The 21849-nt window shown below is 65.2% G+C and carries 21 protein-coding genes and 1 tRNA gene; 6 read left to right on the top strand and 16 right to left on the bottom strand.

Annotated elements, in window-relative coordinates:
• Window positions 1–10 precede the first annotated feature (10 nt).
• The 10 genes from M2432_RS18540 to M2432_RS18495 all read right to left on the bottom strand — a co-directional run bounded on the left by M2432_RS18540 (window position 11) and on the right by M2432_RS18495 (window position 8723).
• On the bottom strand, window positions 11–1438 hold the full coding sequence (locus M2432_RS18540) for a DUF1254 domain-containing protein (protein WP_280828293.1): 1428 nt from the start codon (window positions 1436–1438) through the stop codon (window positions 11–13).
• Window positions 1435–2310, bottom strand: a complete 876-nt coding sequence (locus tag M2432_RS18535; RefSeq protein WP_280828292.1) for an SDR family oxidoreductase — start codon at window positions 2308–2310, stop codon at window positions 1435–1437. Before M2432_RS18535 ends, M2432_RS18540 begins: the two co-directional genes overlap by 4 nt.
• 29 nt (window positions 2311–2339) lie before the next feature.
• The gene (gene mshC, locus M2432_RS18530; protein WP_280828291.1) at window positions 2340–3578 is read right to left on the bottom strand and encodes a cysteine--1-D-myo-inosityl 2-amino-2-deoxy-alpha-D-glucopyranoside ligase; all 1239 of its coding nucleotides are present in this window, start codon (window positions 3576–3578) and stop codon (window positions 2340–2342) included.
• 106 nt (window positions 3579–3684) lie between these two features.
• Window positions 3685–4443: a 3'(2'),5'-bisphosphate nucleotidase CysQ gene (locus tag M2432_RS18525; RefSeq protein WP_280828290.1), complete on the bottom strand. Its 759-nt coding sequence runs from the start codon at window positions 4441–4443 to the stop codon at window positions 3685–3687.
• 111 nt (window positions 4444–4554) lie between these two features.
• Window positions 4555–5220, bottom strand: a complete 666-nt coding sequence (locus M2432_RS18520; protein WP_280828289.1) for a GNAT family N-acetyltransferase — start codon at window positions 5218–5220, stop codon at window positions 4555–4557.
• A 69-nt stretch (window positions 5221–5289) separates the two neighbouring features.
• Window positions 5290–6117, bottom strand: coding sequence for an SCO1664 family protein (locus M2432_RS18515; protein ID WP_280828288.1), 828 nt, complete (start codon window positions 6115–6117; stop codon window positions 5290–5292).
• Complete coding sequence (locus tag M2432_RS18510; protein ID WP_280828287.1) at window positions 6101–6697, bottom strand: DUF3090 domain-containing protein; 597 nt, start codon at window positions 6695–6697, stop codon at window positions 6101–6103. Before M2432_RS18510 ends, M2432_RS18515 begins: the two co-directional genes overlap by 17 nt.
• Window positions 6698–6754: 57 nt before the next feature.
• On the bottom strand, window positions 6755–7438 hold the full coding sequence (locus tag M2432_RS18505) for a histidine phosphatase family protein (RefSeq protein WP_280828286.1): 684 nt from the start codon (window positions 7436–7438) through the stop codon (window positions 6755–6757).
• 73 nt (window positions 7439–7511) lie between these two features.
• A complete protein-coding gene (locus M2432_RS18500) occupies window positions 7512–8342 on the bottom strand; it encodes an undecaprenyl-diphosphate phosphatase (RefSeq protein ID WP_280828387.1) in 831 nt (276 codons plus the stop codon).
• Window positions 8343–8396: 54 nt separating this feature from the next.
• Window positions 8397–8723: a hypothetical protein gene (locus M2432_RS18495; RefSeq protein ID WP_280828285.1), complete on the bottom strand. Its 327-nt coding sequence runs from the start codon at window positions 8721–8723 to the stop codon at window positions 8397–8399.
• A gap of 192 nt (window positions 8724–8915) precedes the next feature.
• Here M2432_RS18495 and M2432_RS18490 point away from each other — a divergent pair, with 192 nt between their 5' ends.
• Genes M2432_RS18490 through M2432_RS18480 form a run of 3 tightly spaced genes read left to right on the top strand, consistent with a single transcriptional unit; the run spans window position 8916 to window position 11192 of the window.
• Entirely contained in the window at window positions 8916–9869 is a 954-nt protein-coding gene (locus M2432_RS18490) for a hypothetical protein (RefSeq protein WP_280828284.1), read from the top strand.
• Between the two features lie 14 nt (window positions 9870–9883).
• Window positions 9884–10117, top strand: a complete 234-nt coding sequence (locus tag M2432_RS18485; RefSeq protein ID WP_280828283.1) for a DUF5703 family protein — start codon at window positions 9884–9886, stop codon at window positions 10115–10117.
• Between the two features lie 10 nt (window positions 10118–10127).
• Window positions 10128–11192, top strand: coding sequence for a quinone-dependent dihydroorotate dehydrogenase (locus M2432_RS18480; RefSeq protein ID WP_280828282.1), 1065 nt, complete (start codon window positions 10128–10130; stop codon window positions 11190–11192).
• A gap of 19 nt (window positions 11193–11211) precedes the next feature.
• Here the strand turns inward: M2432_RS18480 and M2432_RS18475 are convergent, their stop codons facing one another.
• Window positions 11212–12924: an MOSC domain-containing protein gene (locus M2432_RS18475; protein ID WP_280828281.1), complete on the bottom strand. Its 1713-nt coding sequence runs from the start codon at window positions 12922–12924 to the stop codon at window positions 11212–11214.
• Window positions 12925–13131: 207 nt separating this feature from the next.
• On the opposite strand from M2432_RS18475, the gene M2432_RS18470 reads away from it, so the two are divergent.
• Window positions 13132–13875: an SDR family oxidoreductase gene (locus tag M2432_RS18470; RefSeq protein ID WP_280828280.1), complete on the top strand. Its 744-nt coding sequence runs from the start codon at window positions 13132–13134 to the stop codon at window positions 13873–13875.
• Window positions 13876–13926: 51 nt separating this feature from the next.
• Complete coding sequence (locus tag M2432_RS18465) at window positions 13927–14793, top strand: ABC transporter substrate-binding protein (RefSeq protein WP_280828279.1); 867 nt, start codon at window positions 13927–13929, stop codon at window positions 14791–14793.
• Between the two features lie 78 nt (window positions 14794–14871).
• Here M2432_RS18465 and M2432_RS18460 read toward each other — a convergent pair whose 3' ends face one another.
• Window positions 14872–15396, bottom strand: a complete 525-nt coding sequence (locus tag M2432_RS18460; protein WP_280828278.1) for a YbhB/YbcL family Raf kinase inhibitor-like protein — start codon at window positions 15394–15396, stop codon at window positions 14872–14874.
• A 21-nt stretch (window positions 15397–15417) separates the two neighbouring features.
• Window positions 15418–16749: a M20/M25/M40 family metallo-hydrolase gene (locus M2432_RS18455; RefSeq protein WP_280828277.1), complete on the bottom strand. Its 1332-nt coding sequence runs from the start codon at window positions 16747–16749 to the stop codon at window positions 15418–15420.
• A gap of 129 nt (window positions 16750–16878) precedes the next feature.
• On the opposite strand from M2432_RS18455, the gene M2432_RS18450 reads away from it, so the two are divergent.
• Window positions 16879–16964, top strand: a tRNA-Leu gene (locus M2432_RS18450).
• Here M2432_RS18450 and M2432_RS18445 read toward each other — a convergent pair.
• The 3 genes from M2432_RS18445 to M2432_RS18435 form a co-directional block, all read right to left on the bottom strand.
• On the bottom strand, window positions 16946–18592 hold the full coding sequence (locus tag M2432_RS18445; RefSeq protein ID WP_280828276.1) for a recombinase family protein: 1647 nt from the start codon (window positions 18590–18592) through the stop codon (window positions 16946–16948). The genes M2432_RS18450 and M2432_RS18445 overlap by 19 nt on opposite strands.
• 186 nt (window positions 18593–18778) lie before the next feature.
• Window positions 18779–20398, bottom strand: coding sequence for a replication initiator (locus M2432_RS18440; RefSeq protein ID WP_280828275.1), 1620 nt, complete (start codon window positions 20396–20398; stop codon window positions 18779–18781).
• Window positions 20395–21849 carry an FtsK/SpoIIIE domain-containing protein gene (locus tag M2432_RS18435; RefSeq protein WP_280828274.1) on the bottom strand — a complete coding sequence of 485 codons (1455 nt, stop codon included), beginning with the start codon at window positions 21847–21849 and terminating at the stop codon, window positions 20395–20397. The genes M2432_RS18440 and M2432_RS18435 overlap by 4 nt, the downstream gene beginning before the upstream one ends.

Below are 21849 nucleotides of genomic sequence, written 5' to 3'. Positions count from 1 at the left end.
CGGGCGGTAGCTAGGGCACCTTCACCGGCTTGGGTGCCTTCCAGGTGCCGTCCAGCGCCTCGGGCTTGGGCCAGTACAACCGGATTGCGATGGCGAACGGGCCGGCCGGTGTCGGCAGCCAGTTGGGCTCACGAGCCGGGCCGGGTGACTTGTTCTGCAGGTTCAGCGTGATACCGCCGTCGGGATCCTTGACCAGAGTGGGCAGCATGGCCGAGTTGATCAGGTATCGGTTGATCGGGTTGGCCACCAGCAGGCTCTGCGGCATCTCGTACATGGTCACCGACCAGAATGCGTTGACCGGCGGCAGCTGCCCGGGCGCAAACCGCAGCGTGTAGTTGTTGGCGCCGTTCAGGGGCGCACCAGTGCTATCGTTGGCTGCACTCGGATAGATCGCCTCGGCAGCGGTGTTGCCGTAGATGCCCAGCACCGCACCGGCCATCCGGTACAGGTAGTTACCCCGCAAATCGCTTGCAGTACCGAATAATTGGGCCGAGGTCACCTCGCCGGTGTCGAACTTCTCCTTCTTGAAGGTTTCGAACGCCGTCCACGCGTCGGCCATCCCGGCCTCGACGGCCTTATGCGCTTCCGGGGTCAGCTTGGCCGCATCGAAATTGCCGTCAGGACCGATGCCCAGGATCGCAAACCGTTGCCGCATAACCTCTTCCGCAGGTTGGACCGGCGCGAACTTCAGCGCGAAGTTGAGGATCTCGAAGAACTTCGGCGAAGTTCGCTGGTCCTGCACCGAGAGCGGCGCGATGAAGTCGATCGGCGGGGCCGGCGGCGGAGGCGGCTGATTCAGGAACGCTGACAATGGCGTCACCTGATAGCCGGCCTGAATCTTCTTGACATTCTCAAGGTCTGAAGGACCGAACAGCTGCGTGCGGAACAGCACCATGTTCAGGTCGGTGTCGCTGTGGATCACCTGGTCGATGCCCAGCGGTGTCTCGCCTCGCCAACTGGGCCCGGCCAGCAGGAATTTGCCGCCACCGTTGCCCGTGGTGCGACTGCCGGCGTAGGCGATGTTATAGGTGTAGAGGTCGACGAATTGCGCTGAGTAGTAACGGCCCGGCTCGATCGGCGGCAAGGTGAAGACCAGGGGTTCGGTGCGCAGATCAGCACCGACGACCGAGTACGGGGTGTCCGAATTCGGCGTCTGGATCGCCGTGTCCTGCGGCGTGTAGACCCGCGCGGAGTTGTGTACCTGGTTCCACGGGCCCTTGTACTCCGGGCTGGACTTGTCAACGAAATACGAGTGCATGACCCGATAGTTGTCGACCATCGGAAAGCCGTACGTATAAGCCGATTTCGCGATAGACCGAATCAGTTCGGGGGTCGGCGCCTGGGTTTGAGGCGGCGCCGATGAACCGTGCTTACCGCTACAGCCCGCCACCACCACTGTCAAAAGTACGGCGATGACAGCGCCGACCCACCTCATCATGGCTTGTCCAGTCCTTCGGTATGCGTGCTTGCGGAACGACCCAGCGCCACAACTTCCGCGTCCATCCGCGGCAGCAGGTCGGGAACGAACTTGGCCACCGGTGCCTCGCCGACGCTAGTGGACAGCACGGGCCGCAGCCAGCGCAACGCACCCACCCAGCGCGGGCAGTTCACCCGGGCCTTGCGGCCCTCGATGCCGGCCACGAACGCCTCGCCGCATTTTTCGACCGAGGTGGTCTTGCTGATGGGCCAGGGCAGCTTGGTGAGCATCTCGGTGAACGTCGGCAGGTCGGCCTTGCTGTCGCGCACCAGGGCGGTGTCGATCCAGGACATGTGCGCCGAGCCGACCTTGACACCCCGGTAACCGAGTTCGAGGCGCAGTGCGTTGGCGAACTGCTCGACGGCGGCTTTGGAGGCGTTGTACGGCGCCAGGCCGGGCGCGGCGGTGTAGGCCGCCAGCGACGACACAATCAGCACATAGCCGCGACGGTCGATGACCGACGGCAGCGTGGCCCGTACGGTATGGAAGACACCGAGGACGTTGATGTCGAGTAGACGTTTGAACGCCACGGGATCGACCTGTAGCACCGACCCGTAGGACGCAATGCCGGCGTTGGCCATCACCACGTCGATGCCACCGAAGCGCTGGACCGCGGCGGCGGCGGCGGCCTGCATGGCGGTCAGATCACGCACGTCGGCGACCACGGTCAACACGTCCTTGCCCAGCGAACCGGAGATCGATTCCAGTTGCGCGGCATCGACGTCGATCAGCACCAATTTGGCGCCCTTAGCGTGCAATCGGCGAGCGACCTCGGCCCCGACACCGGCTGCGCCGCCGGTGATGAATACGACTTTCCCATTCGCAGAACCCATAGCCGAAAAACGTACCCCACCAAGACGTTCTACAGGGCTACCCCGAGTAGCGCGTCGACCGTAGCGGCCACGGTCTGCGGCGCAGTCTGGTCGTGACCGCCGTACTCCAGTGCATCCGTGGTCCAACCATCAAGGGCAGCAAGGACTTTCGGCGTATCCAGATCGTCGGCCAAGTACTGGCGAACCCGGGCGAGGACATCGGTGGCGTCCGGCCCCGCAGGCAGTGCGACCGCCGCGCGCCAGCGCTGCAACCTGTCCTGGGCCGTTTGCAGTACCTCGTCGCTCCAGAACCGGTCGGCGCGATAGTGCCCGGCCATCAGTCCCAGCCGGATGGCAGCCGGATCGACGCCGTCCGCCCGCAGCCGCGACACTAACACCAGGTTGCCGCGGCTCTTGCTCATCTTGTGCCCGTCCCAGCCGATCATCCCGGCGTGCACGTAGTGCCGTGCGAAACGCCGTTGCGCCGTGACGGATTCGGCGTGCGCTGCGGAGAACTCGTGGTGCGGGAACACCAGGTCGCTGCCGCCGCCCTGAATGTCCAGGCCGATGCCGAGGCGGTTGAGCGCGATCGCCGAACACTCGATGTGCCAGCCCGGGCGTCCGGCCCCGAAAGGCGAGGGCCAACTGGGTTCGCCCGGACGCTGCACCCGCCAGAGCAGCGCGTCGAGTGGGCCGACCTTGCCCACCCGATCCGGGTCGCCGCCGCGCTCACCGAACAGCTTCAGCATGGTGTCGCGGTCGTAGCCTGACTCATAGCCGAACTGCGCGGTGGCGTCGGCCCGGAAGTACACATCCGGGTACTCGGCGTCATCGACGACGTACGCCGCCCCCGAGGCCAGCAGCTTCTCGACCAGTTCGATCACTTCGTCGATGGACTCGATGGCGCCGACGTAGTCGTGCGGCGGCAGGACGCGCAACGCCGTCATGTCCTGCCGGAACAGCTCGGTCTCGCGATCGCCCAATTCACGCCAGTCCACGCCGTCGCGCTCGGCGCGCTCGAACAACGGGTCATCGACGTCGGTGACGTTCTGCACGTAGTGCACCTGGTGGCCGACGTCGAGCATGAGTCGGTGCACCAGATCGAAGGTCAGATACGTGGCGGCGTGGCCGAGGTGGGTGGCGTCGTACGGGGTGATGCCGCAGACGTACATGGTGGCCGTCGGACCCGGCGACACCGGCCGGACCTGACGGTCGGCGGTGTCATAAAGCCGGAGCTGCGGGCCCTTGCCCGGCAGATTCGGGACGCTGGGCGCCAGCCACGATCTCATGACTCCGACTCTATCGGAGCTCGGCCGGGGTGATTTCGGGTGCGACTCCGTCGCACGACGATCAAGCGGCGAGGCACGAGCCGCGATGAGGAGTGCGGCAAGTGAACTACGAGACAGCCCGTACGGCGTCGAGCAAGGTGCCGGCCAGCTCTGGGCGGCACATCACGAAGTCCGGCAGGTAGGGGTCGGGCAGGTTGTAGCGCATGGGCGAACCGTCCAGCCGCGAGACGTGCAGCCCGGCGGCAAGGACCACGCCGGCCGGGGCTGCCGAGTCCCATTCCCATTGCCCGCCGGCGTGCAGGTAAGCATCGACGTCGCCGCGCACCACCGCCATGGCCTTGGCACCGGCCGAGCCGATACCGACCAGCTCCATGTCGAGCACGTCGCGCATCCACCACACCACCGCGGGCGGGCGGTGAGTGCTGGTGGCGACCCGGATGGGGCCCGGCCTGCGCTCAGGCGGTGGGGTGACGGTGTCGGTGCGGTGCACCTCGCCGAGGTCCGGTAGCGCGACCGCCGCATCGGTGATGGATCCGTGCGGGCCGAGCCCGCGCTGCCACAGCGCGATGTGCACAGCCCACTCTGGGCTCCCGACGCCGTATTCGCGGGTGCCGTCCACCGGGTCGACGATCCACACCCGGTCCGCACGGAGCCGCGCAAGGTCATCGACGGCCTCCTCGGACAAGATGGCGTCACCGGGGCGGGCCGCCCGCAGCCGGTCCAGGATCAGGGTGTTGGCGTGCCGGTCACCGGCCGCACCCAGCGTGTACGGATCGTGCAAGCGGAAGCGGTCGCGCACGGCCAGCAGGAACTCGCCGGCCTCCTCCGCAACCTCGGCCGCCAGTGCGGCATCGCTTTGCTCCACCGTCTGAGTATTGCCGAAGTGGCCCGGCCCGCCCAATCGACCGCCGGCACACCACCTGCGCAAAATGGGCTCCGGGGATGCCCCCGAAGCCCATTTTCGTTGTCACGCAGTCTAGTTCGGAGTGGCTCCCGGCGTGCGAACCACCATCGGCACAGCCGGGAAGTACGACGCCATCTCCGAACGGGAACGACGCAGCGCAGCCGTGCCGTAGCCACGGTGCCGCTGCTCGGGGCGGATCCAGATGCGGACGTTCACCTCACCACCGACCAACTCGCCGAACACCATGCCGACCTTGTCGGCGTCTTCCTCGGCCACCAACCAGACGGCTTCCTCGTCGTCGACCCGGTGCACCGCAGCCTTGATCTCCTCATCCAAGTCGCCGGCGGCGCGGCCCGAGCCGTCGCCGGAGGACCCCACGTCAGCGGTGCGGGCGGCGAAGATGTCGCGGTCCGCGGTCCCGGAGAACGGGCGCAGCACCAGGTGATCACCAAAGCTGGCGGGCCGGTCGGCGATGGCGAATGACAGCTGGGAGTTCAGGTCTTCCAGTTCCTCGGCGATCCGCTTGCGGGCGTCCTTGGTCAGCAGCGCGAAGGACATCGCCATGACCTGTTCCCCGCCGGCCTCGGAGGTACCCAGCAGGTTGGAAATGGCATCGACAGCGGCGGCCTTGTTGTCGGCCTCGACAATGACGTCTAGCACCTCATGCCGGCGGTCGAGTGCCTTCTGGAGTGCATCGGCGATCTCGCGGCGGGCGGCAGCCCGGTCATGATCGGTCATGAGACCGAGCCTAAAGCACTACTGATCGGTACGAAGGATGAAATCACAACCGATGTGCGCAAACTGCAATCAGAAGGCCGGCCACGGGATCGGCCGATGCCGATCCGGCGTCGGCATCACCGGATTACTCAGCAGCGCAACGACTCTCGCCTGCAGCGCAGCGATCTCACGGCGGGTCAGGTGTTCCGCCAGTTGGGCGCCCAGCCCATCGCGCAACGCATCACCCAACGCGGCGATGTCGGTAAGCGTGTCGTCTTCCAGCGGTTTACCGGCCCAGCCCCACAGCACTGTGCGCAGCTTGTCCTCGCTGTGCAGACTCACGCCATGGTCTACCCCGTACACGCCGCCGTCGGTTCCGGCCAGCACATGGCCGCCCTTGCGGTCTGCGTTGTTGATCAACACGTCGAACACGGCCATTCGGTACAGGCGAGGATCGTCGGCATGCACCAGCAGGACCTCGTCGCCGGCGTAGTCATAGGCCTGCAGGATGGGCAGGTAACCGGACGGCAGCTTGCCCGCCGGCACCAGATCCACCAGATCGGGCCCCTCCGGATCCGGCTCGTCGGCGTCACTGAGCGCGTCACCGGGCCGGTCGACCCAGCGCTGCACCATGCCCCGCCCAGCCGGACCGTTTCGAATAATGGTGTGCGGCACCACATTCCACCCGAGCGCAGCCGACACCAGGTAGGCGCCCAGCTCGCGCCCAGCCAGGGTGCCGTCGGGGAAATCCCACAGCGGCGCCTCGCCGGAGATCGGCTTGTACACGCAATGCTGCTGCAGCTCACCAAAAGTGGCCTCGCACAGAAATGTCGCGTTGCTGGCCGACCGAATCCGTCCCAGGACGGTCAGATCGCCGCTCAGAAGTACCTCTGCAGCGTCGTCAGGAGGACGCGTCATCCGGCTCATCACCACTGGCACCCAGGACTCCGCGCCGATACCCGTTGGTGCGCACGCAGATATGCCCTTCCGGGTCCAACGGCTCTTCACACAACGGGCAAGGCGGCCGGCCGGCCGAGATGACGCGATTGGACCGGTTCGCGAAATCACGCGCCGACTGCGGCGTCAGGAACACCCGCACCGCGTCCGGGCCGTCCTCGGCGTCGTCGAGCACCACCGACGCGTCGAACTCCGAGTCGGTGACGGCCAGCAGCTCGACCACGACGGTCTGCGCCTCGGCGTCCCAACCCAGCCCCATGGTGCCCACGCGGAACTCCGCATCGACCGGCATCAGCAGCGGACTGAGGTCGACGACATCGCCATTGTCGGGCGGGATCGGGGTCCCGAAACGGCGATTGATCTCGACCAGCAACGCTGAGATGCGTTCGGCCAGGACGGCGACCTGCTGCTTCTCCAGCATCACCGAAACCACTCGCTGGTCGTGGACGGCCTGCAGGTAGAAGGTCCGGTTGCCCGGTTGCCCAACGGTCCCGGCCACGAAGCGGTCGGGCGAGCGGAAGACGTGAATTGCGCGGGCCATGGCACCTTTCAAAATACCGGTTCGGCGTGCTCACCGTATGGTGCAGCGCCGGGAGTGCTAGTCCGTCGTGCCTCCGACAGCGGCATCCGTGTCGGGTTGCTGGTCAGGCTTGGGCTTCAGCGCTGAGCTCAGGCCGGCGCCGGTGTGATTGATGTGCAGCACAAACGGCCGCACCGGGGTGTAGCGGATGACGCTCATCGACGCGGGGTCGGCGGTGATCCGCTGAAAGCTGTCGAGGTGCGTGCCCAACGCGTCGGCCAGCACAGACTTGATGACGTCACCGTGCGTACAGGCCACCCAGAGCACGTCGCCCTCATGCTCTTCGGCGAGTCTGCGGTCATGTTCGCGGACCGCCTGCACCGCGCGGGTCTGGACCTGGGCCAGGCCCTCGCCGTCCGGGAACACCGCGGCGCTGGGCTGCTGCTGCACCACCGCCCACAGTGGCTCTTTGACCAGCTCGCCGAGTGTGCGACCGGTCCAGGCCCCGTAGTCGACCTCGGTGAGCCGCTCATCAACGGCGGGCTCGATTCCCAGAGCGGCGGCCAGGGGCGCCACCGTGTTGCCGCAGCGCAGCAGGGGTGAGCGGACGATGGCTTTGACCGGCAGGTCGCCGATCCTGGTTACGATCGCGTCGGCCTGCTCACGACCCTTGTCGTCCAGGTCGACGCCTTCCGAGCGGCCGGCCAGGGTGTGCGCGCTGTTGGAGGTCGACCGTCCGTGCCGCAGCAGAATGACCGTCATCGCGCTCCCCTTCCTAGTAATTTGTGCACAGTTTGGGGCGCTGGGCCCACTTTTTCGTGCACCGATTGCGTCCTCACTGGGCCGCCACCACGCCAGTGCCCACCAGCATCAGCACGGTCACACCCAGCGCGATCCGGTACCCGACGAACCAGTACATGCTGTGTCGCACAAGGAATTTCAGGAACCACGCCACGGCGGCATACCCAATGACGAAGGCGATCACGATGGCCACCGCCAACTGGGCACCGGTGGCGCTCATGCCCTCGGTCACTGGTTTGAACGCGTTGGGCAACTCGTGCAGTCCGGACGCGAACACCGCCGGGATGGCCAGCAGAAAACCGAACCGGGCGGCCAGCTCACGCTTCATGCCCAGCAACAGCCCCGCGCTGATCGTGGCCCCCGAACGCGAAACCCCCGGCACGAGCGCCAGGCATTGCGCCAAGCCGACGATGACACTGTCGCGCCAGGTCAGCTGCTCGACGTCGCGGGTCTGCTTACCCAGGTATTCGGCGGCGGCGATCACCAAGGAGAACACGATCAACGCAGTGGCCACGATCCACAGATTGCGGGCGCCGGAACGGATCGCGTCCTTGAACACAAGGCCGAACACCCCGATCGGGATGGTGCCGATGATCACCCACCAGCCCAGCCAGTAATCGGCGCTGCGCCGCGCGGCGTCGGTCAGCCCGCCGAACCACGCCTTCAGGATGCGAATGATGTCTTTGCCGAAGTAGATGAGCACCGCGGCCTCGGTGCCCAATTGGCTGACGGCAGTGAACGATGCCCCCGCATCACCCGAGAAGAACACCCGTGACGCGATGGCCAGATGCCCCGAGGATGAAACAGGCAGAAATTCGGTGAGACCTTGAATCACGGCCAGCACGATGGTCTGTGTCCAAGACATCGCTGTCACGGCCGTCACGTCAGTCACGCCGACGACCGTACCGTGACTAGTACCTCAGAGCTGTGCGCGCTGCACGGGCTGCGCGTCGGCGACGGCATCGCGTACCGCCGCGGCCAGGCTGCGCTCGTCGTCCACGTCGACGTGGGCGAGCCTGCGCGAAGCCCGTGCGACAACGTCTTCTTCGTGCGGGACGAGGCTCGATAACCGCGGGCGGTATACCTCGACGGTCAGCGTGCGCTTGTCATCGAGGTGAAAGGAGAAAGGCCGACCATCGCCGACCTGGCCAAAACCGCTGGCATGCAAGCCTGTCGAAATATCCTCGATGATGAACTGGCCCTTGAAGCGGGCTCCAGTCACATCACCGTCGACAGCCATTGTCATGCCCGAACGATACCGCTCCGTATGCACAATGCCGTCAGGACTCGGGCAATCCGGGACAATATATTTGCTTAAACGTGCGACAGTGGTCTGCCGCCCCGAACCGAAAGCCAATCTGTGTCACAGAATCGCCGCCAGCCTCGGTTTCGAGACCGCACACGAAGTTTTGCGGTCGGACTCGTCGCCCTGAGTGCGGTGGCATGTTCGTCGCATTCGGCTGACGCTCCGCCTCCGACCATCTCACCAGCTCAGCCTGCGGTGTCCCCGGCGGTCAGCGGGGCCCCCGACGGGGTGGTGCGGCCGTTGCCCGGTCCCGGTGTGGCCGCAGCGTTCGACGCGGCGACATCGTCGCTGGTGGTGCTGGGTTTCGATAGCGCACAGCACCCTGTGGTCACGGTGCCGGGCACGGCGCCGATCACCTTGCCCGCACCGGCCACCGGTGTTGTCGGCGACGGCCACGGGGTGGCGTTCCTGTCCACCCGCGGCGGGTATTTCCGCTTCGACATCGCCCACCGCGCAGTGAGCATGGTGAATGTCGACGGCCAGGCCGCCACCGACTTCACCGCCATCACCCGGCGCGCCGACGGCAAGCTGGTGCTGGGCACCGCTGACGGTGCGGTGCTGACTGTGTCGGAGACTGGCGTCGAGGCGCGGATGAAGGCCTTCGCCAGAGTGGACGGCCTTGCGGCACAAGGTAATACCGTAGTAGTGCTGGACCGTGGGCAGACCTCGATCACGGAGATCGACGCGTCGGGAACCGGGGCCACGCAGGCACTGCGGGCCGGCGAAGGCGCCACCACGGTGGCCGCCGATCCGGCCGGCCGGGTGCTGGTAGCCGATACGCGCGGGGACGGCCTATTGGTGTTCGGCACCACGCCACTGCTGCTGCGCCAGCGGGCGCCGGTGCGCGGGGCACCGTACGGGCTGGTCGGGACATCTGGACTGGCTTGGGTTTCGGAAACGGCAACTAACAGTGTCGTTGGTTACGATCTGTCGACTGGTATTCCCGTCGAGAAGGTGCGTTACCGAACCGTGCAACAACCCGATGTCCTGGCTTTTGACGACACGACCGGCACCGTGTTCGTGGTGTCGGGGTCAGGTGCGGGCGTGCAAGTCCTGTCGCGAGCCGGGACGGGACCCGGCCGATGATTCACCGGGGGCGCATGCCGGCGGCATGGGAGTCGGACCTGTCCGATGACTATGAATGGATCCCGTTGCGCCTGCCCCCCGATGTCAGCCGGGTGACTGCATCGATCCGATTGTCGATCGAAGCTGAGTACCGCGGCTGGGAACTGACCAAGGTGCGTTTGTACACCGACGGTTCAAGGCGGGTGCTGTTGCGCCGCCGCAAGACTGGTGAGGACCGGCTGAATCTGCCCGAACAGCCGGCGATGTGAGGAGCTGTTGATGTATCGCGCGCTGCGATGGCTGATGTTCCGGCTACCGCCCGAAAACATCCATACTCTGGTTTTTTCGCTGTTTCGCCTCGTGACGTTCCTCGGGTTCAGTCGCAGACTGCTGGCCCGCTGGCTGGCTCCTACCGATCCCGTGTTGGCGTCGACGCTGTTCGGTGTGACATTCCCGGGGCCGGCCGGCTTGGCGGCCGGGTTCGACAAGGATGGCTCCGGGATAAATGTCTGGGGTGCACTGGGATTCGGCTATGCCGAGGTCGGGACCGTGACTGCTCAGGCACAGCCGGGCAACCCGCCGCCTCGACTGTTCCGACTGCCCGACGACCGTGGGCTACTGAATCGCATGGGCTTCAACAACCACGGCGCAGGTTCGATGGCGGTGTCGCTGGCGCACAGTCAATCGACCGTGCCGATCGGGGTGAACATCGGCAAGACCAAGGTGACCCCACCGGAACAAGCGGTAGCCGACTACGCCGAAAGCGCCCGACTGGTAGGGCCGTTGGCTGATTTCGTGGTGGTCAACGTCAGCTCACCGAACACACCAGGGTTGCGCGATCTGCAAGCGGTGTCGTCCCTGCGGCCGATCCTGGCGGCCGTTCGGGCCGAGACCACCAAGCCGGTGCTGGTGAAGATCGCACCCGACTTGTCCGATGAGGATGTCGACGAAATCGCTGATCTAGCTGTCGAATTGGGGCTGGCTGGGATTGTTGCGACCAACACCACCATTTCTCGGGCCGGTCTGCTGACCCCGGGGGTTGACGACCTTGGCTCGGGCGGGGTGTCCGGACCGCCGGTGGCGGCGCGTTCTGTGGAGATTCTGCGGCGCCTGTATCGGCGGGTCGGTGATCGGTTGGTGTTGATCAGCGTGGGCGGTATCGAGACTGCCGACGATGCCTGGGAACGGATCATCGCCGGGGCCTCGCTGGTGCAGGGCTACACCGGGTTCATCTACGTAGGCGGGTTGTGGGCCAAGCACATTCACGACGGCATTGCCGCGAAGTTGCGGGCCGGCGGGTTCGCCTCGCTGGCTGACGCGGTCGGCTCGGGGGCCACGCCTTAATCGCAGCCGCACACGGTGGTCAAATGTCCAGTACCACGTCGCTTTCCGGGGCGGCCGAACAGATCAGCACCGTTCCGGCTCCAGGTGGATCAAGTGGCTGCCGAATGTATTTCATTGTGCCAGAAATGATTTCGGTCTCACATACGTGGCACACCCCACTTCGGCAGGCGAAGCGAGTGGGAACATCGCACGCGTCAGCCAAGTCGAGCACGTTGTCGTAATCGGGCGACCAGGGCACTGTGAGACCGCTGCGGGCGAAGGTAACGGCCGGGCCAGAATGTACCGGGCCCGGAGGTGGATGCGGCGTTTTGCGGGCCGCTCCGTCAACGACACCCGGGCGTATCGCCGGCAAGGCGCCGAACATTTCGGTGTGAATGCACGCGGGCTCCAGCCCAGCTGCCACGAGACCGTCGCTCATGTCAGTCATGAAACCGGCAGGCCCACACAGGTAGGCCGCGGCAGCCGCCGGTAGACCCAGCGCGGTGATCGTCGCTTGGTTCAATCGCCCCTGAGTCTGCGTGTAGATCGTTTTCTGACGCGCATTCGGAAGTGCTGCGATCAATGCGTCGACTTCACCTGCGAAGCAGTGTGTCTCAGGGCTACGAGTGGTGTGCAGCCACCAGATTTCACGGTTGCTGTGCCCCGCCGACAGCGAATAGAGCATTGCCAGAACCGGGGTGATTCCGATGCCTGCCGACACCAGCACCACAGGGCCCGTATCGTCGGTGAGATAGAAATCGCCACGGGGAGCGGCTACCTCAAGTGCTAGGTCCGGCGCGACGTGGGCGTGCAACCAGCGACTCGCCGTGCCGTGTTCTTCGCGTTTGACACTGATGCGGTAGTCACGTTCAGTCGCGTTGCCCGATATGGAGTAGCTGCGCACAAGCGCAGGACTGCCCGCCATGGGAATCCTGACCGTCAGGTACTGGCCGGCTCGTGGTTTCGGTAACGGGCTGTGGTCTTGCGCTTCCAGCCATATGGACATCACCAACGGCGTTTCGTGACGGATGGCGCTGACCCGGAAGTCGCGAAATCCGTTCCAGCCCGGTTCGGTTCCGATCGGCGGTGCCGCAACAGGCACAGAGTCTTCGTGTGCCGAGAGCATCTCGCGAAACGACTGCTGCCAGCCCGGGCTCAGAGCCGGAACTTCGACAATCTTGCGCAGCTGGCTGACGTCGCGGTCGGGCAGGTACATCAGAGCGTCGACGTCGACGACGCTGAGCTGATGAAGGCCGCGTCGGATACGGACAATGTCGTCGCCTGCTTGCACCGTTCCTTCTTTGATGACGCGAAAGTAGAAACCCGGACGGTGCTGAGACACAAGCAGATTGGGCATCTGCGGCTCATTCAGTCGCAGACCGACGCGAAAGCAGGTGACCCGCGGTTGGGTGACTTCGAATTCGGCATCCCCGACGCGGTAGCGATCGCCGATGCAGACGTCGTCATCGGCAAGCCCGCTAACAGTGAAGTTCTCGCCAAAGTTTCCCGGCAACAGATCGTCTCTGTTCAGGTATTCCTGCCAGAAGTCATAGGACTCTGTCTGATAGACCATGACGGCGCGCTGTTCGCCACCGTGGCCTTCTCGATCGCCTTGACCGTCCCCGTCGATATTCAGGCGCCGCACCATGACTGGACCTTCCACAGGCATCTTCCAGATACCCGTAAGGACAGTCTCATCCCGCCATTTCACGTTTTTCGGCATCCCGACGTTGACTGAAACAAGCCTGGCCACGTGTGCCTCCTCGCGACGAGTCGACGGCGTCGTCTCAATGTACCGACACGGAATGCTGCCCGCTGCTCGGGTAAATATCGCACTGGGCGTCTGCACCGCCGACACCTTCGGCCGTATGATTTCGCAATGCGGCGGGGGCCAACCCGACGCGCGAACGTATGACGGTCTAGTCAGCCAGCTCTTCCCTTCACCCGGAGGCCGACCCTGATGTCGCGAGTAGCGATGATTACCGGAGCCAGCCGCGGGATCGGTGCGGCCACTGCCCAGGTCCTCGCCAAACGCGGTTTTCAGGTGATCGTGAACTATCGATCGAGCGCCGCGGAGGCCGACGAGGTCGTCGCAGCCATCGCCGCGGACGGCGGCGCTGCGATGGCGGTGCGGGCTGACGTGACGGTCGCCGGCGATGTCACCAACATGTTCGAGGAAACCGAGCGGCACTGGGGTCCGGTCGACGTGCTGGTGCACAACGCATTAATTCCTTATGACATAACGTCGTTCGCCGATCTGACCTGGGAGCAGCTCGGCGGAAAGCTGGACAGAGAGCTACACGCCGCATTTCTACTCACCAAGGCCGTTGTGCCGGGCATGATTTCCCGTAGCTATGGCCGTCTGCTCTATCTGACCGCCGAACCTTCGCGGCATCCGCGTAACGGCATGATCAACCTTGGCGTCGCGAAAGCGGCCATGAATCAGTTCGTCCGCTACGTCGCGCTCGAGTTGGCGCCGCACGGAATCACCGCCAACCTCGTCGCACCGGCAACGGTGCAGGGTACGGCGATGAATCAGAAACTGGCACCGGAGCAGTTGCGCGCCCTTGGCGCGGCGGCGCCAATGGGACGGCTCGTCAGGCCTGACGAAGTGGCCAACACGTTGGCTTTTCTGGCCGGCGAGGAATCCGGCTTCACCACCGGCCATTATCTCCCGCTCGACGGCGGTCTGACGATGGACTGAATGCGACTGCACCGCATCGGATCTCATCGGATCACGGAAGGACTCCGAGCCATGCACACGATCGATCTGGCCTATGTCGGGCGCGGTATTCACGAAGAGCTGATTGCCTACGTTGCCGATCAGGAAGGCTATTTCGAAGACGAAGGCCTTCACGTCGCATTGCGGGATGGAACCCGTTGGGACATAACTCGGGTACGTACCTGTGCAACCATCGGGCTGGGCCGGGCAGTGTTATCGCAGCTCACCGACGGCTTCACGTGGTCGGTGCTGAGCGTCAACACCGACCGTCCGCTGTTCTGGTTCCTCGGCAACGCCAACGTGACGTCTATGGCCGACCTTCGCGGACGTCGAGTCGCCGTACACGCGCCAGGCAGCCCGCCCGGGTGCTTCGCGCGCATAGTCCTGCGCAAGCACGGTCTGGACCCGGATCACGACGTGCAATGCGTGGTGCGGCATCCCGGGGACTACCAGATGGATCTGCGGCGCCTCCGCGACGGCTCCATCGATGCGGCCTACGTCGGCAGCACTATCGGACCCGAACAAGTCGCCGCAGAGGAGGGCTTCCACGTACTGGCCTGGGTTGGCGACCATTTCCAGATTCCCACCGTAGGGATCGCGGTTGACCCGACCCACAACGCGATCGACAGTCCGGCGGTGCAGGCGCTGGTGCGCGCCAACCAACGGGCCCTGAAAACGATGGCGGACCAGCCTGATCTGGCGATCGAATATCTGGCGTCGTTTCTGGACCGGATGACGCATCACGAGGTGCAGCGCTATTACGAGCGCTACATCCGTCCCTATTACACCTCCGACGGCCGGGTGGACCTCGACGTCGCCAAGAGCGCTATCGATGCGGTCGCGGCCGAACTCGGTGTGCAGCCAGTCGCCGCCGACGCCATCTACGCGTCGGCCCTATGAGTGAGCCGAAAAGCCATGGCATCACAGGACTGATGGATACGGCAGTCGTGCTGCAGACGAAGTCCGTCGCAGAGCTTGTTACTTCTGCTCGTAAGTGCCGTGGATGACGGCCCGGGCGATGGCCTGCATGAACAGGTTGAAGCCCAGGAAAGCCGGGGTGGCGTCCTCGGTGATCTCCAGCTTTTCGACCGGAAGCGCGTGCACCGCGATGTAATACCGGTGCAGCCCGTGGCCAGCCGGCGGGGCGGCGCCCAGGTAGCGCTTGAGGCTGGCGTCGTTGGCCAAAGTGACTGCGCCGCCGGGTAGTTCGGAGCCGTCGCCGGCGCCGGCGGGCAGCTCGGTGACATCGGCAGGCAGGTTGAACACCGCCCAGTGCCAGAACCCCGACGCGGTCGGAGCGTCCGGGTCATAGACGGTGACCGCGAAGCTGCGGGTCTCGGCCGGGAAGCCCGACCAGCTCAGCTGCGGCGAGATGTCCTCTCCCCCAGCCCCGAAGATGCCGCTGACCTGATCGTTGGCCAGCGCGCCGCCATCGCTGAGCGACGACGACGTCAAGGTGAAGGTCGGCAGCTTCGGCAGGTTGTCATACGGCGACGTGCTCAATGGTGTCCCTTTCCTAGATGTTCAGCAGTGCGTCAAGAAGTGTTGAAGGACCTTGGCGCCGAACTGTAGTGCGTCAACTGGCACACGCTCGTCGACCCCGTGGAACAGTGCGGCGAAATCCAGCTCCGGCGGCAACCGCAACGGAGCAAAACCGAAACATCGGATACCAAGGCGGACGAAGGCTTTCGCATCGGTACCGCCGGACATCATGTACGGCACGGTACGGGCGTCGGGGTCGACCGCCAAGATCGCGGTATTCATAGCGTCGACGAGGTCACCGTCGAAGCTGGTTTCCACGCTCGGCAGATTCCGCTCCCAGCTACGGCTGACGTTCGGTCCGAGCAATCCGTCGACCTCGCGCTCGAAGGCCGCTTGGCGGCCCGGCAGCACCCGGCAGTCGACCATCGCCTCCGCCGTGGTCGGGATGACATTTGCCTTGTAGCCGGCCTTGAGCATGGTCGGGTTGGCGGTATCGCGCAGGGTGGCGCCGACGATCCGGGCGATGCCACCGAGCTTGGCGATGCTGCCCTCCAGGTCCGGCGAGTGCGGATCGAGGTCGTAGCCGGTCTCTTCGGCGACCGCGGTCAGGAACTGCTCGACGGACTCATTGAGCACCAGCGGGAATTGGTGCCGGCCCAGCCGGGCCACGGCCTCTGCTAGTTCGGTGACGGCGTTGTCATCGTGCACCATCGAGCCGTGCCCAGCGCGTCCCCGGGCGGTCAGCCGCATCCAGGCCAGGCCCTTTTCGGCGGTCTCGATGAGGTACAGCCGCCGTTCCCCGCCGTCCCGGGTGGGCACGGTCAGCGAGAAGCCGCCGACCTCGCCGATGGCCTCGGTGATGCCCTCGAACAGATCAGGACGGTGGTCCACCAGCCACTGGCAGCCGTACGTGCCGCCGTGTTCCTCGTCGGAGACGAACGCGAACACCAAGTCGCGGGGCGGGGTGATTCCGGATCGCTTCAGATGCCGCGCGACAGCGATCATCATGCCGACCATGTCCTTCATGTCGACAGCGCCGCGACCCCATACGTAGCCGTCTTTCACCGCACCGGAGAACGGGTGCACGCTCCAGTCAGCCGGCTCGGCGGGGACGACGTCGAGGTGGCCGTGGATCAGCAACGCACCCCGGTTCGGATCGGCGCCGGCCAGCCGGGTGAAAACGTTGCCGCGGCCGGGAGCGGTCTCGACGTATTCGGTTTCGTAGCCGATCTCTTGCAACTGCGCGGCGACCCACCGAGCGCATTCGGCCTCGCCCTTGGTGGTCTCCGGATCGCCGGTGTTCGACGTATCGAACCGGATGAGCGTGCTGACGAGGTCGACGACTTCGTCTTCGGGCGCTGTCACAGTCACCATTCGTAGCACCGCCCGTTACGCCGCGCTTGCCCTACCCCTCGTGCAGCCATTGGAGATTTACTCCTGCCGGCGACGAGCCGGTTTGGGTCTCGGCCCCCCGATCCGTTAGCCTTAGCTGCCCACTAAGAGGTCCGAGTGGCGGAATGGCAGACGCGCTAGCTTGAGGTGCTAGTGCCCTATTAACGGGCGTGGGGGTTCAAGTCCCCCCTCGGACACATCCTGCGACACGACTCAAGTCGGCCGTCGCCTTGATTTGTCGCAGATGCGGATCGTAATCAAGGCGGAGCCCGAGGCTCGCGTACACCTCGGCGCGTTCCGCCCCGGTCGCCGCACCCAACACGGCTGACAGCCCGCCCAGTTCCTCGACCAATTCGCTGATCTGTACGGCAGACATGACGCGAGGCCGCTCCGCTTGCTCAAGACGCGCCTTCAGCTCGTCGCGCTCGGCGGTGCGGCGACGCAATGCAGCAGTCAAATCCTCAACGGCCACACCCGACTCCACGGCGGTAACCAAAGCAGCAACCTTGGCATTCGCCTCGGTAAGCTGGCGCCGCAAGGCGGCGTAGGCAGTACCGACTGCCGGCTCCGCGTCGTGCCCCCGTGCGAGGTCTTCCGGATCAGCCAGAGTGGCGATCCATTCATCAAGTCGCGCTGTCACCTCGTCTTCACGGAGATAGACGGTCCGCGGGTGATCACGCAGGTCCGTAGGTACCGAACGCGACTTACCTAGCTCGCAACGGTAGAGAATGCGGGTTGTTCGTTTCCCGACGCGGGCGGCGCCCTGCATCCGCCGTCCGCACGCGGCGCAGAACAACAGCCCGCGCAGCGCATACGGCATCGTCGATTCTCTACTGCATACGAGACCGGGACCACGCCGTGCCTGCGTCCGAAGACGAACAGCCTGCGCCAGTTCGTCGGGTATCAACGCTTCATGTGTGCGGCGGTCCGGTGCGATCCAGTCCGACTCATCACGCCACCGCATGCGTGTCTCATACCCGGCGGCGACATCGTCAGGATTGACCAGAACTTCGTATTTCTCCTGCTTGCCCCAAACACGGATACCGCGGTAAGTCGGGTTGTCGAGTATGGCGCGGATCGCCGAATGAGACCAACCTCGTGGGTCACGGTGACTATTCCGGGCCGGGTCGTACTGGCTCGGTGACGGTATGCCTTCGTCGGTGAGCTGTTGCGCAATGTAGCGCAGGCCAGCGCCGTCGGCGTACATGCGGTAGATCCGCTCGACGACCGAAGATGTCGCGCGGTCAGGTTCGAGGCGGTGAAGCCGCTGTCCAAGATTTGCCTTGGCAGGGTTCGGGTGCGGGCCGGCATCAACGAGTCGATAGCCGTACGGTGGGCGGCCACCGAGATACCTGGCGGTGTCCTGCGCGAGTGCTGACATCGCCGTACGGACGCGCATCTGGACTCGCGCGCGCTCTCCCTTGCTCATGCCGCCAAAGAGAGTCATCACTAGGTCGTGCGCCTCGGAGCCGGGGTCGACTGCTCCGCCGACCTCGGGTACCCACAGGCCGACTCCGTAGTGCGTGAGGACCGGGAAAGTAAGCGCGAACTGCGGTCCGTAGAACGCGCGAGCGGGTTCCCCGATCACTACGGCATCGAACCCGGGGTCACGAGAAGTGACATCTGCAAGGAGACGTGACGCCTCCGGTCTGCGCTTCCAGGGAAGCGAACGGCTCTGTCCTATATCGAAGTAGTCGGCGGCGAGGACTCCGCCATGCGGAGTGATCAGGTCGATGGCACGACGTTTCTGCCAACTGCGGCTCGCCTCCGGGTCTTGAGCGTCTTCGGTGCTCACTCGGCCATAGAAGGCGAACCTCAGGCTCACGCCACTCCCCTCCCTGATCCAAGCATCCGGTCCCGCACAGCCATTATGACGTGTACCAGCGCGCGGTTGGCCTCGCGCGGAAGTCGATAGTGGTCGGACACGACAATTTCAACACCCTCCTCTGACAGGGTCGGCGCGTCGAGTCGAGCGCCGCACTCGGAGCGAGAATGCGCTGTTCGGGAGTTGTCAGTCATCGGGTCCCCCTGGCGGATCCGATTGTTCGTCGCGGGCTTGGCGACGGGCCTCTACCAGTCCGATGCGGCGGGTGTCGATGTGTTGGAGGGCGGCAGAGTAGACGAGGGTGCGGTCGCCGGGGGTGGCGTGTCCGGCACGGTCGAACTCCCAGCACACTTCGTCGCTTTGCTCGTCTAGATCGAGTGGCGAATAGTGTTGTGGCGAACAGCCTTTGGCGGCTCGTTGTCGACTCCAGGTGGCTCGGATGGCGCGGAGTGCGCCCATGGTGACCGAGTAGCGGCGGGATTTGGTGGTGACGTGTCCCCGGTAGCCCAGGGTGTGTAGCCAACGCCCGATCCCCGCCAAGGCATCGATACCGAGGGTGTGGGCTTCGTCTGCCAGATGGGCGATGGTGGTCAGGATCGCCCGGACGTGGTCGGTGACGTCCAAGTCCCCGATGGCTTCAGCGGATACGCGGCGAGCAGCGACACCGAAGTCTTGTAGGGATTTCGTGACGTATTTGGCCAGATATCCGGCGACTCGGCGCGGCGACGTCCGACTCATGGCGACGTGTGTTTCTGATTCCGTTGGGACCGCGTGGTTTTGGATTCCCAGTGGTTGGGTATCGATCTGCGTGCCGAACCGGACCACCAGTGGCGCAGTGTCGTGAGACTTGTTGGGGTTGTCGGATTGGTGGTTGGTGTCGGGGTGCAGGACGTCGAGAGTGACGGTGCGGGCGGCCTGCTGGATAAGGGCGGCGAGTTCGGCGGCTGACACCGGCGGCTCCCAGACAGGGCCGGTTGCCGAACGGGGCTCCCCACCACCACATGTGGCGGCGGGGCCGTGATCGTTGTGGTCACGTGAGCCAGCGGTGGCGGTACCGGTGGGATCGTCGGGTGGATCGAGCCGGATGAGAGCGTGGATGTGGGGGATGGCACGGGCCTGCATTTCGACGACCTTGATGAAACTGGCTTTAGCCGAACCACGTGCAATGCCAGCAGCTTTGAGGTGTTTGGCGAGATTGCGTCGTAGGGCGATGGTGAAACGCCGCCATAGTTCGGGCAGGTGCCAGGTGAACATGACGTGCCCGAGGTAGTCGTAGCACTCGGTGCACAGCGGTTGCCCGACCGTGGGGTCGGTGCGGTAGTGGATGGTGCTGCACCACAGGGGTTTTCCGTGTGGGCATCGCCTGTGGCCACCCATCGTCCTGTGGTCACGGCAGACGCTGCCTGTGCTGCCATGGACGGGGCCGAAGCTGGGCGCGGTCAACGTGGCGAATACCTGGGGCCGGTCGGCCACGGTGGGGGTGATGTTGTGGCGTCCTCCGGTGGTTCCCGCGACGACGAGTTGCCAAGTGTCGCGGGCGTACAAGTCTGAGCAGGAGGGGCAGACGGTGGCGCGGCGGTTGTTGCACCGCACCCACACGATTCTTTCGCGGCCGAACTCGTCGGTGCCGATGAGTTGGATCGGGTTGGCGCAGAAACCGACTGATCCGGCGCGCCGCCACCAGGCGTCGAATCCCGGCGAGCAGGCGCGGCGCACCATCTGGGTGATCACGCGGTGGTGGTCGATGTCGGCGGGAAGACCCGGCAGCGTGATTGCCGGGCTCCCTGTCTCGTCGACGGCGCTCACTGGTGCCCCGCACGGTTGCCGCTGTCGCCGTCTGTGCCAGTGGTGTTCTCGCTGTCGGCCTCCCTAGCCTGGGAACCGCGTGTGCGCCGCGCGGGGAAGGCGCGCACCAGATAGGCGATATCGGCGTCGGTGACCCAGAAGGCGCGCACGCGGAGCGGGTGGGCGGTGCCATCGATCATGACGTAGCCGACCCCGCGTGTGCCGTCGGGGATCAGATCGCATTCGGCCCCGGCATCGCGGGCACCCTGGCCCAGGACCATGGCGGTTTGCGATGCCTCAGTCAGCCGCAACCCGATCCGCACCGTGAACAGCTGCCGCACGGGCAGGGTGTCTTTCGACGGGTCCTGCACTGCCGCCACCACCGAGATACCCACCGCGCGGCCCTGAGAGAGCAGCAGCCCTAGCAGTTGTTCGATTTCGGTCTTGATCTTGCGGTCGGTGACGTAGGCGGTCAGGGCCGCGATTTCATCGATGACGACCACGAACAACGGATCGGCCGTGGTCGGTGTGTGCAGGCGGGCGTGCCCGCGTAGCCGGTTGGCGCGTTCATGCATCAGCGTGACCAACGCACGCAGCAGTTGCAGAGTTTGGCCGGTGGCGTCGTGGGCGAAGAACGAAAACATCGACGCACCGGGACCGAGTTCCATGCCGCCCTTGGGGTCGATCACGCACAACCGGACCCGCCCGGTCTTCACGTCCGGGGCTAGACCGGCGATCAGTGACCACAACACACTGCCCTTACCCGCGCCGGTGGCCCCAGCCACCAGCAGGTGATGCCCGAGGATCGGCAGCCGCCACACGCCCCGGTTCTCGGTGACCCCGACGCCGATGGCCAACAAGTTCACCGTCGCACCGGGTTCGGGCATCGGCAGGGCGACGGGTTCGGCGAGCACGTCGCGGCGCATGATCGCGATCCGGATTTCACCAGGTGCGGTGGCGGTGATGGTGATCCGATCGGCCGTCCACGCGGCGGCCAACGCATCGGCTTGACGCTGCCAGTGGCTGATCGATTGGCCGGTCACCACCCGCACCGCAAGTATGTCGGTGTGGTCGCCGATATGCACCCCGAGTAGCGCTGGAATGAGTTGGCGGTCACCGAGTTTGGCGGTCAATCCGTGCAGGCTGCAGACGTGTTCCCAGCGGCGCCGGTAGCGCCACCAGGTCTGCGCGGAGTGGGTGGGTGGGTCGATCACCCACCGCTGCAGACTGTTCTCGTCGACGAATCCCCACAGCGCGTACAGGGCGGTGAAACCTACGAGGGTGAGGAATCCGGCGTTCATGCCCTGCCAGCACGCCACGCCGACGGCGACAGCGACCGGGGCGCCGAGCAGCGGGAACCGTGCACCCCACCACAGCAGCCGCCCGGCCGCTACCAGGATTGACCAGATATGTTCACCGACCCAATCCTCACCAGAGGATTGGGTGTTGTTCTTGTTGTTCGTGTTCGACAC

It is taken from the genome of Mycobacterium sp. OTB74 (assembly GCF_029892685.1).
Classification (GTDB): domain Bacteria; phylum Actinomycetota; class Actinomycetes; order Mycobacteriales; family Mycobacteriaceae; genus Mycobacterium.
The sequence above is the reverse complement of the archived record's forward strand: the minus strand, read 5'-3'. Positions and strand labels throughout refer to the sequence as shown.